This window comes from Rhodococcus sp. 5G237, from assembly GCF_053764735.1.
Window position 1 is genome coordinate 167,040 of sequence record NZ_JBSNCD010000007.1, and the last position, 14,595, is coordinate 181,634.

General features: G+C 66.0%; 13 protein-coding genes. 5 read left to right on the forward strand and 8 right to left on the reverse strand.

What is annotated here, in order from left to right; all coding sequences use genetic code 11:
• Positions 1-187 precede the first annotated feature (187 nt).
• Genes ACWPOC_RS18315 through ACWPOC_RS18325 form a run of 3 tightly spaced genes read right to left on the reverse strand, consistent with a single transcriptional unit; the run spans position 188 to position 4,039 of the window.
• On the reverse strand, positions 188-1,198 hold the full coding sequence (locus ACWPOC_RS18315) for a cyclase family protein (protein WP_159418235.1): 1,011 nt from the start codon (positions 1,196-1,198) through the stop codon (positions 188-190).
• A gap of 29 nt (positions 1,199-1,227) precedes the next feature.
• Positions 1,228-2,787 carry a long-chain-fatty-acid--CoA ligase gene (locus tag ACWPOC_RS18320; protein WP_159418234.1) on the reverse strand — a complete coding sequence of 520 codons (1,560 nt, stop codon included), beginning with the start codon at positions 2,785-2,787 and terminating at the stop codon, positions 1,228-1,230.
• A gap of 1 nt (position 2,788) precedes the next feature.
• Positions 2,789-4,039, reverse strand: coding sequence for an acyl-CoA dehydrogenase family protein (locus ACWPOC_RS18325; protein ID WP_455409125.1), 1,251 nt, complete (start codon positions 4,037-4,039; stop codon positions 2,789-2,791).
• Between the two features lie 171 nt (positions 4,040-4,210).
• Between ACWPOC_RS18325 and ACWPOC_RS18330 the strand changes: the two genes are divergently transcribed.
• Positions 4,211-4,852, forward strand: a complete 642-nt coding sequence (locus ACWPOC_RS18330) for a TetR/AcrR family transcriptional regulator (RefSeq protein WP_159418232.1) — start codon at positions 4,211-4,213, stop codon at positions 4,850-4,852.
• Complete coding sequence (locus ACWPOC_RS18335; protein ID WP_159418231.1) at positions 4,852-6,210, forward strand: phosphotransferase family protein; 1,359 nt, start codon at positions 4,852-4,854, stop codon at positions 6,208-6,210. Before ACWPOC_RS18330 ends, ACWPOC_RS18335 begins: the two co-directional genes overlap by 1 nt.
• A gap of 46 nt (positions 6,211-6,256) precedes the next feature.
• Here ACWPOC_RS18335 and ACWPOC_RS18340 read toward each other — a convergent pair whose 3' ends face one another.
• Positions 6,257-6,985, reverse strand: a complete 729-nt coding sequence (locus ACWPOC_RS18340) for a helix-turn-helix transcriptional regulator (RefSeq protein ID WP_159418230.1) — start codon at positions 6,983-6,985, stop codon at positions 6,257-6,259.
• Positions 6,986-7,077: 92 nt separating this feature from the next.
• Here ACWPOC_RS18340 and ACWPOC_RS18345 point away from each other — a divergent pair, with 92 nt between their 5' ends.
• From ACWPOC_RS18345 to ACWPOC_RS18355, 3 genes are read left to right on the forward strand one after another with little or no spacing between them, the layout of a single operon-like run.
• The gene (locus ACWPOC_RS18345) at positions 7,078-7,533 is read left to right on the forward strand and encodes a membrane protein (protein ID WP_026060865.1); all 456 of its coding nucleotides are present in this window, start codon (positions 7,078-7,080) and stop codon (positions 7,531-7,533) included.
• Complete coding sequence (locus tag ACWPOC_RS18350) at positions 7,530-8,525, forward strand: patatin-like phospholipase family protein (protein ID WP_159418229.1); 996 nt, start codon at positions 7,530-7,532, stop codon at positions 8,523-8,525. Before ACWPOC_RS18345 ends, ACWPOC_RS18350 begins: the two co-directional genes overlap by 4 nt.
• Entirely contained in the window at positions 8,522-8,983 is a 462-nt protein-coding gene (locus ACWPOC_RS18355; protein WP_060653105.1) for an SRPBCC family protein, read from the forward strand. Before ACWPOC_RS18350 ends, ACWPOC_RS18355 begins: the two co-directional genes overlap by 4 nt.
• A 172-nt stretch (positions 8,984-9,155) precedes the next feature.
• On the opposite strand, the gene ACWPOC_RS18360 is transcribed toward ACWPOC_RS18355, so the two are convergent.
• From ACWPOC_RS18360 to ACWPOC_RS18375, 4 genes are read right to left on the reverse strand one after another with little or no spacing between them, the layout of a single operon-like run.
• Positions 9,156-10,454 (reverse strand): MFS transporter, encoded by a 1,299-nt coding sequence (locus tag ACWPOC_RS18360; RefSeq protein WP_016690774.1) that lies wholly within the window; start codon positions 10,452-10,454, stop codon positions 9,156-9,158.
• A 31-nt stretch (positions 10,455-10,485) separates the two neighbouring features.
• Positions 10,486-11,694, reverse strand: coding sequence for a CaiB/BaiF CoA transferase family protein (locus tag ACWPOC_RS18365; protein WP_016690775.1), 1,209 nt, complete (start codon positions 11,692-11,694; stop codon positions 10,486-10,488).
• 11 nt (positions 11,695-11,705) lie between these two features.
• On the reverse strand, positions 11,706-13,166 hold the full coding sequence (locus tag ACWPOC_RS18370) for a dihydroorotase (RefSeq protein WP_016690776.1): 1,461 nt from the start codon (positions 13,164-13,166) through the stop codon (positions 11,706-11,708).
• 38 nt (positions 13,167-13,204) lie between these two features.
• Positions 13,205-14,572, reverse strand: a complete 1,368-nt coding sequence (locus ACWPOC_RS18375; RefSeq protein WP_455409126.1) for an FAD-dependent oxidoreductase — start codon at positions 14,570-14,572, stop codon at positions 13,205-13,207.
• Between the last annotated feature and the right edge of the window lie 23 nt (positions 14,573-14,595).

The following is a 14,595-nucleotide window of genomic DNA, read 5'->3' on the forward strand; positions in this document are numbered from 1 at the left end:
AAATCGTGGGGAAACGCGGCTGGACGACCAGTCGAGATTACTTGACGATGTGTCAAGTTGTGACCGAGGTTACGTCGAGTATGTGATGGGTGCAACATCCGGAACGAAAACGGCTGCGCCTCCGGCCAGGTTCTGTCGGCGAGGGGCGCAGCCGTTCGCTCCGGATTCGGAGGAGTCGAAGACAGCGTCAGAAGATGGCGGTCGGATTCACCGGCGTCCCTGCTCCACCGGTGATGTTCAACGGCGATGCGGTGAGGAAGAATTCGTAGCGGCCTTCACGGGCGCACTCCGCGGCCAGTTCTTCGAGCCACCAGATCTCGCCGAGGGTGAGTCCGAGATCGCGGATCAGGCGTGCGTGCAGCGGGTAGACGCCGCCCTCCTCGGCCGGTTCCACCTCGACCGCGACGTTGTCCACGGCCAGTGCGGCGATCTCCTTCTCGTGGATCCACGCGACCGTGTCCGCGCCCAGGCCCGGTGCGCCGGCACCCCAGAACTCGCTCTTGTCGGTGAGCGAGTAGAACCACGGCACGTGCCCGGTGCGGATGGTGAGGATGTCCCCGGTGCGCACCTCCACGCCCTGGGCCTGCGCGCAACCGTCCAGTTGTGCGGCGGTGATCGGAACCCCCGGCTCGCAGCGCTCCACTCCGAGATACTTCGGTAGATCGAGCAGGACGCCACGGCTGGTCAGCGAGTCCTTGAGATTGCTGATCGCGCACTTCTTCGCCCCGGCCACGCCTTCGACGTTGCCCATCCAGAACCCGTTGTACATGGCGTCGGAGCTGAAGATATGGGCCAGACCGTCCCATTGGGTGCTGCCCTGCAACGGCATGAAGATGTAGTCGTCGGCGCCCTGGAAACCGGGAGCGACGCGGCCGAGTTCGGTTCCGACCGTCCAGTCGGCGCCGCTGTAGCCGAAGAAGTGCACCACATTGGGGCGCGTCGGGTGCACGGGGCCGGTGGAGTCGAGGGGCACGGCGAGGCTGATGGACTTGCCGGATCGGATCAGTCCCGCCGCAGCGCTGACGACGTCGGGGGTGATGAAGTTCGCGGTGCCACGTTGGTCCTGGTCACCCCAGCGACCCCAGTTGTTCGGGACGTTGTCGTTCGTCAGCCCGATGACCTTGCCGTTCTCGTCGACACTGAACACCGGCGGTGCCCAGGTCTGGTCGGTGAATGTGCCTTCGGCGGTTCTACCCATGAGATCGTGTCTCCGTTCGTGAAGCGGGATCAGTTCGCGGACAGGGATTCGCGCAAGCGGAACTTCTGGACCTTCCCGGTCGCGGTGCGAGGCAAGGAGTCGGTGACGACCACCGAGGTCGGCTTCTTGTAGGAGGCCATCCGGCTGCGGCAGAACTCGATGACGTCCTCCTCCGAGGGAGGATCGTTCGGATCGGTGGGCACGACGATGGCGACCGGGGTCTCCACCCACTTCGGGTGCGGCGCCCCGACGACGGCCACCTCGGCGACACCCGGGTGCTGATCGATGACCGCCTCGACCTCGGCGCAGTAGATGTTCTCGCCGCCGGAGATGATCATGTCCTTCGCGCGGTCGACGACGAAGAGGAAGCCGTCCTCGTCCTGCCGCACGAGGTCACCCGAGTGGAACCAGCCATCCCGGAACGCTTCCTCCGTCGCGTCGGGTCTGTTCCAGTAGCCCTGCATCACGGTCGGTCCGCGATAGACGATCTCGCCGACGTTGCCCTGCTGCACGTCGTCGCCGTTGCCGTCGACGACGCGGGCCTCGACGTTGACGATGGGTGTGCCGACCGACCCCATCTTGGGGATGGCGTCCTCACCGCGGAGGATGCAGGTCACCGAACTCATCTCGGTCTGCCCGAACACGTTGAGCGTGGGGATGTTCGGGAACGTCTCGGCCATCGCCGAGAGCACCGACGGCGGGGCCACGGACGCTCCCCACATGATGCGGCGCAGACTCAGCTTCCGATCGCGCACCCCGGGAACGGCACACAGTTCCTTCCACTGCGTGGGAACGAAATAGCAGGACGTGACCTCTTCTTGCTCGAGGGTCTCGATCGTCGAGACGGGATCGAAGTTCCCCGAGGGGGCGATGATCGAGCGTCCCCCGGCCATGAGATAGATCAGGATGCCGTTGAGCCCACCGATGTGGAACAGCGGCAGACCCGAGTACCACACCTCGCCTTCGGTCCGAACCTGGTGCTCGATCATCGAATTGACCGTGTTCATCGCAAGATTCAGGTGGCTGAGTACCGCGCCCTTCGGGCGACCCGTGGTCCCGGAGGTGTACATGATGAAGGCCGGATCGTGGTCGTCGACGACGATGTCCAACGAGGAGTCGTCCGGATCGAGCACCGACTCGTAGTCCAGCGCGGTATCGGACACCCGGCTCGCATCACCGCCGGTCACCAGCACGGTCCGCACGAGCCGGGGTGCGAGTTGCGCAGCGAGCGATGTCATCGGCTCGTCGACGACGAGCACTTCGGCGCCACTGTCGGAGAGGATGTACTCGACCTCGGCGGCGACGAGACGGAAGTTGACCGGCACCACGATCGCCCCGAGTCGCAGGACGGCCAGATAGGATTCGACGACCTCGAGCCGGTTGTGCATCAGGACAGCGACACGGTCACCTTTCGACACACCACGAGCCTGCAGTGCCCGGGCCAGACGGTTGACCCGTTCGTCGAGTTGCCGATAGGTGAGGTCACTGTCGCCGAAGCTCAGGGCGATCGTCTCCGGCCGCTGTCGTGCCTGACGGGCGAGCTGTTCACCGTGGGCGAGCGTGCGGTGCGCCGCGAGGGAATCGATCATGTCACTTCTTCTTTCCGGTGAATCCGAACAGGTGACCGGCCACCTTGCGGATCTGGATCTCCTCGGCACCCTCGGTGATCCGATAGCGGCGATGGTGGCGGTAGATGTGCTCGAACGGCAGGTGACGGCTGTATCCCATGCCGCCGTGGACCTGCATGGCCCGGTCGGCGGCATCGCACACGAGCCGGTTGGCGCGGTAGTTGCACATCGAGACGCGATTGGAGACCTCCATGTGCGAGCGTGTGTCCAGGTCACGGGCGGTGACGCGGATCAGCTCGCGCAACATCGCGCCGTCGGTGTGCAGTTCCACCAACGGCCACTGGATGGCCTGGCGGGCCGCGAGAGGCTGGCCGAAGGTCACGCGATCGCGGGCAAAGGAGACCGCTTCGTCGATGCAGTACTGGGCGGCACCGAGACTCGAGGCGGCCTGGCGGATCCTGTTCTCGTGCACGAAGTTCTGCGCGATCTCCAGTCCGCGACCTTCCTCGCCGAGGATCGCCGAGTCGGGCACCCGGACGTCGCGCAAGGACACGTCGGCGTGGTCGGTGGGCATGTTGAGCGTCCACCGGAACAGGTCGACGGAGAACCCGGGCGTGTCGACGGGGACGAGGAAGGCGGTGATGCCGCGGGCCTGTCCCGGTTCGCCGCTGGTGCGCGCGAAGACCAGATCATGAGTGGCGATGTGCATCCCGGTGTTCCACCGCTTGGCGCCGTTGATGATCCAATCGCCACCGGAGCGGACGGCAGTCGTCTCCATCCACGTCGCGTCCGATCCGTGGTCGGGTTCGGTGAGGCCGAACCCGAGGAAACGCTCGCCGGTGATCAGGGCTTCGGCGAACTCGCTGCGCTGGTCGCCGGTGCCGAACTTCCAGACCAGGTGGAAGCTGGGAAAGTTCCCGATGATCGACGATTCGTCCTGCAGGTCGTTGTGCAGCCCCAGGCCGCGGTGCGCGAGGTGCTCGCGTACGACCGCCATCTCGAAGTTGCTCGCGTCGGTGCCACCGACCTCGGTGGGCAGGTCGCGGCGGAGGAAACCGGCCTTGTCGGCGCGACGTCGCATCTCCGAGAGCAGTTCGTGCCATTCGGGGCGGGGGAGGCCGCCGGCTTCGAAGTCGGTGCGCGCCCATTCGCGTCGATGGTCGAAGAAGCGTTCGTTGTCGTTCTCCGCCTGCAGGGGTGCGATCTCGGTGTCGATGAAGTGGTCGATGTCGTCGAGCAGTTGCTGCATGTCGTTCGGAAGATCGGATCTCATGCGTGGTCCTCGAATACGAAGTCGAATGAACGAATGTTCAGAGTGACCGTAGCCACATCCGGAGTGATTTTCAACGACTTTGCCGCAGATGAGCTTTGCGAAGATTGCCGATTCCGATTGACAGTCCAGCGACCGTGAGCGATCGTTCATAGTGGAGTCACCAGGAGGAACATGCCCCGCTCAACCGAGAAGAACCCACCGCGTGCGATGTCCTTCGCCGTGCGCGGGACCGACGACAAGGTCGCCGCCACGCTGATCACCGCCGCGGTGGCGACGATGGCCGCCAAGGGCTACCACGGCACCTCGGTGCGCGATATCGCCTCTGAGGCCGGGGTGGCGGTGGGTTCGCTGTACAACTACTTCGGCTCGAAGCAGGAGCTGCTCGCGCTCATCCTCAACCGAGGGCTCGACGCCCTCGTGGAGGAGACCGAGGAAGCGCTGCTCGCCGCGGGCAGTGATCCCGTGGACCGGCTGCGCGCAATCGTCGGCGTGCATGTAGGGCAGCACACGAAGGCTCCCCGGGAAAGCCTGCTCGGGAACAGTGAGTTGCGCAGCCTCGAACCGCAGCACTACGCCGTGGTGGTGACCAAGCGTGACGTGCAGCGACGCATGTTCGACCGCGTCGTCGTCGACGGCGTGGACCGTGGGGTGTTCACGACGAAGACCCCGGTGGACACCGCGCGCTTCATCGTCAGTGCCTGTACCGCTGTCGCCGGGTGGTTCCATCCCGACGGACCGCTCACCGCGCAGGAGGTCACCGCCCGCTACCAGGACATCGCCCTCGACGCCGTCGGGTACCGAAAGGATCCGTGATGAGCATCGACGACCTGCGCGCGGCGCTGACCAGGCACCTCTCCGGACTCGACGGGGTTCGTGGGACGCTCACGGACCTGGCTCGTCTGACCGGCGGCGCGAGTCGCGAGACCTGGCTCCTCACCGTCACCGACGATGCCGGCGCCGAACGTGAACTGATCCTGCGACGCGACCCTCCCGAAGCCGAGGATCCGGCTCGAATGTCCCGCGAAGCGACTGTTCTCCGCGAGGCCCACACTGCGGGTGTTCCCGTCCCCGAACTGCTCGATCACAGCGACGGCGACCGGGTCGAGGGCCTCGGCGCGGCGTATCTCCTCATGGAGAAGGTCCCCGGCGAAGCGCTCCCGCAGCGCCTGCTCCGCGACGACCGGTACAGCGCGGTGCGCAAGAACCTCTCCTACGCATTGGGTCGTGCGCTCGCCCGCATCCACCGGATACCGATCGACGCACTGCCCGACTTCCCGGCCGGAGATCAACTCGACGAGCTCTTCGCCCGTTATGTCGAGACGGGACCACCGCTGCCGAGCCTCGAACTCGCGTTCCGCTGGTTGCACGAGCATCGGTCACCGTCCACGCGCACCACCGTCGTCCACGGCGACTTCCGCAACGGCAACGTGCTCATCGACGAGTCGGGCATCCGCGCCGTCCTGGACTGGGAGCTGACGCACCTCGGGGATCCGATGGAGGATCTCGGCTGGTTGTGCGTGAAGACCTGGAGGTTCGGTGCCGTCGAACCCGTCGGAGGTTTCGGATCCCGCGACGAACTGTTCCGCGGCTATGAAGACGAAAGCGGAATTGCGCCGGATCCCGAGGCGGTGCGGTGGTGGGAGCTCTACGGCACCCTGCGGTGGGCGGTAATGTGCCGGATCCAGGCCAACCGCGCTCTCGTCCACGGCGAGGGAAACGCCCTCGAACTCCTGGCCATCGGCCGGCGCATCGCCGAATGCGAGCACGATCTCCTGCAGTTGCTGGAACCCGCCGGCGATTTCGACCCGGCCACCATCACTTCGGACGAGGAGTCCCGGCAGGATCTGTTCGGCATGCCCTCGGCCGCGGAATTGTCGCGGGCGGTCAAGGCTTTCGTCGTCGACCATCCGGCGACCGACGCACCGTCTCGCTACCAGGCGCGAGTGGCATCGAAGGTTCTCGACATCGTCGCCCGGGAAGCCGAACACGGTGCGCATCTGCGGGCGCAGCATCGGGCCGCGCTCGACGCAGTGGGCGTGGCCGACGAAACCGAGTTGGCGCTGGCGCTGCGGGACGGGAAGCGGACGATGGGGGAAGCCTCCGTCGAGAAGGCGGTGCGGCAAACGGTCGCGGCTCGTCTCATGGTCGCGAACCCCGGGTACGCCGCGTGAACCACTCGTAGTGCTCTCGTCTCGGTGAGACCGGACTCGGTCGGGCTCAGTCCGGATGTGTTTCGTCATCGATGGGCGCCGGCGGTGCGGACGAGCGAGGATGCGACTCGGCGTCGTACTCGATCACCACACAACACCGATCCGGCCGCGGGTGCAGTTCGGCATGCGCGTCGAGGTGGTCGCTGCCGGCGATCACGCCCTCGATCAGGCGTAAGTTCAATCCGCACACCACATCCAGATGATCTTGGGCGACGAGGTGGAAGGGACAGTTGCGTAGGTGGACGTGGCCGTCGCCCTCGGCTCGGGGCAGGTATCCGCAGCCGCGCAGCGCCTCCAGGAGGTCGCCTCCCGAGTCGGCGACCGCTCGTCGTCCGGCGTCGCGTGCGGCTTCGTTCACCGCCGCTCGTACCGTTCCGTCGGTGTCCTGTTCGACCGCGGAGACGAGCAGCCTGGCGAGCAGTTCGTAGTCGCGCGGCGGCACACTGACGGTCATTTCCGTCGTCGTCCTCGTGTAGACCTTCGCCGGGCGTCCCGCGCCGGGGCCGCCGCGCCCGGCAGGTCGCTGGTAGTCGACCGTGACCAGGCCGGCGTCGGCGAGCTTGTCGAGGTGATAGGCCGCGAGGGTCCGGCCGATATCGAGAGCAGCCGCCACCTCCTCGCGCGAGACCGGTTCCTCGCTCTCGGCCACGTACTCGAACAACCGGCGCCGCAACGGATCGTCCAGATTGCTCAATGCCGCCAGCGCCGTCGGTGCGGCAGACCGGGGAGTGGACATGTCCCGACTCTAACACCAAAAAGTATTGACAAATAGGGTCAGTGGAGAGACTCTAAAAACATAAACTATTGTTTTTACAAAGGGGGTCCGTGATGACCACTCCCGCAGCTCACTCGTCTTCCACAGCGCCCGGTGCACCTGCACATGGCGACGTGATGCACCGCGCTCGCAGTGATCCCGCCTACGGGGCATTCGTGTTGCTACGCATCGGGTTCACCGCGCTCCCGATCGTCATGGGCATCGACAAGTTCACCAACGTGCTCACCTCCTGGCAGGGCTATCTGGCGCCGTGGATCGTCGATCTCAGTCCCCTCGGCGCGCAGCAGGTGATGCTGGTGGTCGGGGTGATCGAGATCGTCGCCGGTATCGCCGTCGCGATCAAACCGCGATACGCGGCGTATATCGTCGCCGCTTGGCTCGGAGGAATCGTGATCAACCTGTTGAGCTATCCCGGCTTCTACGATGTCGCCCTGCGAGACGTCGGACTGCTGCTTGCGGCTCTGACCCTGGCGCGGTTGGCGTCCGTGTACGACCCGCCCTGGCGATGACCACCGCCTTCGTCCTCGGTGGTGGCGCCGGTCTCGGTGCCGTGGAGGTGGGGATGCTCTATGCGCTCACCGAACGAGGCATCCGTCCCGATCTGCTGATCGGGACGTCGGCCGGTGCGCTCAACGCCGCCTACGTCGCCGGTCGCGGTACCGGCCTCCCGGCTCTGGACGAACTGGCGGCGATCTGGCGGAATCTGCGCCGACAGGACGTCTTCCCCCTCGATCCGGTACGTCAGCTACTGGCCGTGACCGGACTCCGTTCCTCGCTGTGTTCCGACCGGAACCTGCGGCAGCTCATCGAATCACACCTGCCCTACCGTGATCTCGAGGACGCGTCGATCCCCGTGCACCTCGTGGCCACCGACCTGCTCACCGGCCGCGAGGTGCTGCTCTCTACGGGTGAGGCCGTCAGTGCCGTGCTCGCCAGTGCCGCCGTCCCCGGTGTTCTGCCCGCCCTGCAACGCGAGGGTCTGAGTCTCGTCGACGGGGGTATCGCCGACGATGCGGCTCTGTCCCAAGCAGTGGCCCTCGGCGCGGACGACGTATGGGTGCTGCCCGCCGGCTACGCATGTGCCCTGCCACGTCCTCCGACCACCGCGCTGGCCACCGCGGTGCAGGCTCTGACGCTGCTCACTCACCAGCGCCTGCTGCTCGAGGTCGCCGACTTCTCCGAACGGGTCGAACTGCACGTACTACCCCCACTGTGTCCGGTGTCCGTGTCGCCGATCGACTTCAGCCATGCCGGCGAGTTGATCGAGCGGGCCCATCGGGCGACGCAGGCCTGGATTGCCGCCGGGGGAGATCGACGGCCCCACCCCGAACGTATTCTGTCCCTGCACAATCACCGGCCCCGGCTCGGGGAGCCGGACGCGTCGAGCGGTCGCATTCCCGGCCGCGGTTCCGATCCGACACGGCCGGAAGACGGATACACGACAGTTGCGGCATGGGGTCGGGTGTGGCCTTCTCAGGGAAGGGGTACGCGATCGCCATGAGCACAATCACGGAAGCCATCGATGTCGATGTACCGATCCGCGTCGCATACAACCAGTGGACACAATTCGAATCGTTTCCTCATTTCATGGAAGGGGTTCGAGAGATCCGGCAACTCGACGACACGCATGTTCATTGGGTGATCGATATCGCAGGTCAGGTCCGCGAGTTCGATGCCACCATCACCGAGCAACATCCGGACGAGCGGGTGGCGTGGACGTCGGATTCGGGACCCAACCACGCGGGAGTGATCACGTTCCATCGTCTCGATGACGAGAAGACCCGAGTGACAGCCCAAATGGACATCGACCCGGAAGGATTCGTCGAGAATGTAGCCGACAAACTCGGTGTTCTCGGCAACCGGGTCAAGAACGACATGAGGAAGTTCAAGGAGTTCATCGAGCAGCGCGGACACGAGACCGGTGGGTGGCGCGGGGACGTGGACCGACCCACCCCCTGAGGCCCTTCCATCATCGACGTCACCAGTTCCTGCAACGGTACCGGTTCCTCTCACCGTGGAGCTACGACGAAGGACCGGCCCGAAATGCTCGGGCCGGTCCTCTCATGTGGACGTCGCCGTCCGATTCGTCGATCGTCCCTGCACGGCAGGGGGTACCACTGTCAGACGCGTGTCAGACGCGTTTGACCGCCTCGCGGTGGTCGACGGAGTCGTCCGATGCCTGCAGCCGCGGCGGTTCCTTGGTGAAGAACAGCATCGCGACAGCACCGATCAGACACAGGGCGGTCATGACCAGGAATCCGCCGTCGTAGGTGCCGGTACGAGCGACACTGAAGCCCATGACCGACGGAGCGACGATGCCGGACAGTGCGAAGCAGGCATCGGCGAAACCGGCGGCCGTGCCGGGCTGGCTCGGAGCGGCATCGATCGACGCGACCCACCAGATGCCGCCGGTGATGAAGCCGAAGCCCACACCCGCGGAGATGCAGATCAGTGCGACGACGATGTTGCCGCGGAAGAACAGGATCGGTGCGATCGACGCGCCCGCCAGCAGCAGCGCGACACCGATGATGATGAATCGCGAGCGGATGCTCTGCGTGCGCTTGTACACGCGGTCGACGAGGATTCCGCCGAGCAGTGCGCCCACCACACCGGCTGCCCACGGCGCCACGGAGAATGCACCGACCTCCTTGATGGACAGACCGAATTCGTGCTCGAGGTACTGCGGGAGCCAGTACATGAAGGCCCAGAACATGAAGCCCCACGAGAAGTATCCGAGACCGACGAGCCAGAGATTGCGGTTGCGGAGGATCTCGCCCCAGTCGGTGCTCGACTCGTGACCGGTCTCCTCACCGTCCAGCTGGCCGGCGCGGATGTAGTCCAGTTCTTCCTTCGACACGAACTTGGCCTCGCTCGGCGAGTTCTTCAGCGTCGGATAGGCGATCACGACCCACACGACTCCGACGATCGCCAGAATCCAGAACATCGCCTTCCAGCCGGTGAGGGCGATCAGCTGGGTGAGGATCGGTCCGCCGACGAGCAGGCTGCCGGAGACCGCCACACCGCCGATCAGGGCCAGCGCCTTGCCTCGTTCCTGCGCCGGCAGCCAACGGCTGACGAGGCGGGTCGCTGCGGGGAAGCATGGCGCTTCACCGGCTCCGAGGAGGATGCGTAGCAGGATCAGGCCGATGAACCCGCCGGCGAACGGGGTCAGTGCCGTGGCTGCGGCCCAGATGAACATGCCCACGATGAGCACGCGCCGGGAACCGTAACGGTCGACCAGCGGTCCCGACAGGAGAGCGAAGAGCATGTAGCCGATCGAGAATGCGGAACTGATGATGCCGTACTCACCGGGAGTGATCCCGAACTCGGAGCGCAGATCGGATGCTGCGAACGAGATGGCACTGCGATCGATGTAGTTGACGATTACCAGGCCCAGAATGATGGCGATGGTCCACCAACGCGATTTCATAGCGAACTCCTCGGATGACGCAGTCGCAGGGTCAGATGACGCCCCGGGCCCGCAGTTCGTCGATGTCCTCGGGGCTGCGCCCGAGGTGGGAGAGAACCCTGTCGGTATCGGCACCGGCAGGGCGACCGGTGTGGCGGATCGCACCGGGGGATCGGCCCATGCGCCACATGACGTTCTGCATGCGCACGGGGCCGAGTTCGTCGTCGTCGACGGTGGTGACTATGTCGGTCGCGACGACTTGCGGATCTGTCAGCAGGTCACTGGGTCGGTAGACCGGTGCCACGGCGGCGCCGGCCTCCTCGAAGGCGACGACCACCTCGTCGCGAGTACGGTCGGCGATCCAGTCGCCGACGTACTTGTCGAGCAGGTCCGCGTGCTCGGCGCGGGTGCGACCGGTGGCGAACCAGTCTTCGTCGATGACCTCGGGATGCCCCACCAGGCGCAGTACCCGTTCGGCGATCGCTTGTGCGCTCGTGGACACGGCTACCCAGTGGTCGTCCTTGGTGCGGTAGAGATTTCGCGGGGCATTGTTCTGCGATCGGTTGCCGGTGCGCTGTTGGTCGACGCCCAGCTGATCGGCGTAGATCACGCCGGGGCCGACGGCGGTCATGATCGGTGTGAGGAGATCGAGGTCGATCTCCTGACCGGTACCGCCGTTGCGTTCACGCTCGAACAACGCCATCGACACCGCCGAGGACCCGGCGACTCCGGCGATGGAGTCGGCGAGGCCGAATGCCGGCAGGGTGGGAGGGCCGTCGGGGTGGCCGGTGAGATGGGCGAAGCCGCTCATCGATTCCACCAGCGTGCCGAACGCGGGACGTGTCGCATACGGTCCCTGTTGTCCGAAACCGGTGACCCGCAACATGATCAGTGCGGGATTCCGCTCGGCGAGTTCGGCATAGGACAGGCCCCAACGCTCGAACGTACCGGGTCGGAAGTTCTCGACCACCACGTCGGCTTCGGCGGCGAGATCGCGGAAGATCTCCTGGCCTTCCGGTGTGCTCAGGTTCAGGGTGACGGTCTGCTTGTTGCGGCTGACCATCTTCCACCAGAGCGGGACACCGTTCTTGTCCAGGCCGTGCCCGCGCATCCCGTCCGGCTTCGCCGGATGTTCGATCTTGATGACCTCCGCGCCGAAGTCACCCAGGATCTGCGCGGCGAGCGGCCCGGCAAGGATGGTGGACGCGTCGAGGACCTTGATCCCCCGCAGGGGACCGGCAGGGAGCTTGTCGTCGGTCAACGGGTGTCTCCTCAGTACGGGCGGGCGAGGTAACGGCCGGCGGGCGTGCCGGTGACCGCTCCGTCGGCCAGGACCCGGTTACCGCGCACGAAGGTGTCGGTCACCGCAGCGGTGAGCTCGAATCCCTCGAAAGGCGTGTATTCCTGGGTGGATTCGGAATCAGCCGCGTGCACGGTCCAGGTGCGATTGGGGTCGACGATCGCGATGTCGGCGTCGGCGCCCTCGGCGAGTCGTCCCTTGCCGGGCAGACCGTAACGGTCGGCCGGGTTGGAGGAGAGCAACTGCGCGATGCGGCGCAGGGACAGTCCACGCTTGCGGCCTTCGCTGATCAGGCCGGGCAGGAGGTATTCGGTTCCGCCGAAGCCGGACTTGGCGGCGAACACGTCGTCGCGGTCCTCACCGAACTTGACCTCGTCCTTGCAGCAGGCGTGGTCGGAGACGACCCAGTCGATGTTGCCGGCGAGCAGGTGCTCCCACAGCGCCTCGACGTCCTCGCGCGGACGGATCGGCGGGTTGACCTTGGCACCGAGTCCGTTGGCGTTGTCGATGTCGGTGAGCAGGTGGCCGATGGTGACCTCGCGACGGAAGTTCACGTGCGGGAAGGCCTCGGCCATCTTCATCGCGGCCTTCAGTGCCTTCGCCGAGCTCAGGTGCAGCAGGTTGATGTTCGGCAGGCCGGTCTCGTCGGCGAGGAAGGACGCGATGGTCACGGCCAGGCCCTCGGAGTGCTGAGGCCGGGAGGCGCTGTAGGCGGCGAGGCCGCTGAGCTTGCCCTCCTGCTCGACGATCTTGGTGTAGGCGCTCATGATCTCGGCGGTCTCGCAGTGCAGCGACAGCGAGATGTGCGGAGCGAGCTCGGGGAACTGCTCGCGAGCCTTCTGGACGCCCCGCATGACGAACTCGAAGTGCGCGATGTCGTAGCGCTCGTCCTCGGGGATCATCAGGAAGTCGCTCTGCGAGGTGGAGCGCCCGTGCAGGCCGTGGCTGCCGTAGAACATGAAGATCTTGAAGGACGTGACACCCTGTTCCGACGCGAGCGCGGGGATCTCACCGATGTGCTGCTTGGACATCGGGGCGAGATGGAACGCGTAGTCGATGTAGCTGCGCCCGGCGGAGGCCTCGAGGACCTCGGGGAAGAAATCGGCGTAGGCGCCACCCTTGTTCAGGTAGTACTGGCCGGTGCGCATGTAGGTCAGTGCGGTCGTGACGCCGCCCTGCGCGCTGGCCCGGGACTCCGTGTGGGTGTCCTCGGAGAGCGGGTTGTAGATGCCCCAGTGCTGATGGGCGTCGACGACACCGGGGAACACCAGCTTGTCGGTCGCGTCCACGATCTCGGCACCGTCGGCCTGGAGGTCGGGGCCGATGGCGGCGATCTTGCCGTCGACGACGAGGACGTCGGCGATGTCGCCTTCCGCGGCCGCGGTGTCCTCGGTGCGGACGACGGTGCCGTTCTTGATGAGGTAGCTGGTCATGTCATCTCCTGGGGAGTATCGGGACAGGTGGTGCGTTTTCAAACGGTTACGGTGCTGCTCACGTGCTCGGCGGCGAGATAGGCCAGACCGAGCGCGGTGATCAGACCATTGCCGGCGAGGTAGCCGCCGGCTCCGTGGCCGGAGATTCCGACGGCGGCGCCGCCGGATGCGTACAGGCCGGGAATGGGGGCTCCGTGGGCGAGTACGCGGGCGTGTTCGTCGACGACGAGTCCGCCCTGGGTGTGGAACAGTGCCGGTTTGACAGCGATCGCGATGTAGGGCGCGGTCAGGGGGTGTCGGGTATCGGTGCGTCCTTGTCGATCGGGCTCGAGTCCGGCCGCGGCGCTGTGGGCGGCAGTGAGCTCGTCCTCGAGTGCTGATGCGGGCACCCCGATGGCGTCGGCGAGGTCGGTGGACGTGACGGCCCGCACCAGCGACCCGCTCTCGGCGACGGTGCGGAAATCGTCGAACACCGAGCACAGTTCTTCGATGTGCTCGTCGATGATCATCCAGCCGGCAGATCCGGGTCGGGCGGCGAGCAGGGCGGCGAATTCCGAGTAACCGGTGGTCTCGGGGGCGAATCGCCGGCCGGTGCTGTCGACGACGATACCGCCGTGGACCACAGTCGCCCAGCCGACGAGCGTCTGACTGCGCGACGAAAGCGCAGCGTGGCCCTGGTAGGCGTCGAGGAAACCGGTGTCGGCTCCGAGTCGCCCGCCGATGCGGAGCGCGTCGCCACGGCTGAACTGACCACCGTGGTAGTGGGCGTCCGCGATCTCGGGCATGTGGGTCCGGACCAGGTCGCGGTCGGCACCGAAGCCGTTCGTCGCCAGAAGCACGGCCCCGGTCGTGAGCCGTTCGGTGTTTCCGTCGGGGGTGGCGATCTCTACTCCGGTCACGCGGCCGTCGACGGTGTGGACCTCGCGCAGACTCATCGGGGCGATCAGTTCGATCCGAGGATGTGCCTGGGCGCGGTGCACCAGGTGACGCAGCAGGTGGGAGCCGTGGCGGCCGGGAATGCTGTGGCAGCGGTCGGCGGTGTGTCCCGGATAGCGGAAGTCGGTGACGAGCTCGAGGTCGAGGCCCTGAATGTCGGCCAACCAGGTCACGAGTGCGCCGCTGACCTCGGTCAGTGCCCGAGCGACCCGCTGATCTGCCGTACCTGCGGTCTTGCGGGTGATGTCGTCGAGGAAACGGTGCGGATCGTCCTCGACGCCGGCCGCATCCTGCCAGCGTGTCCCCGCCGCGGGGATTATCGCCGTGCACATCGAGGTGTTGTTGCCGCGCTGGAAGTGTTCGTCGGCGTCGATGACCAGAACGTTCGCGCCCAGTTCCGCGGCACGCAGGGCCGCGACGAGTCCGCCGCCCGCGCCGGCGACGACGAGGTCGAATTCCGGACTTGTCACACTGCCTCCTAGATGGTGTTTCG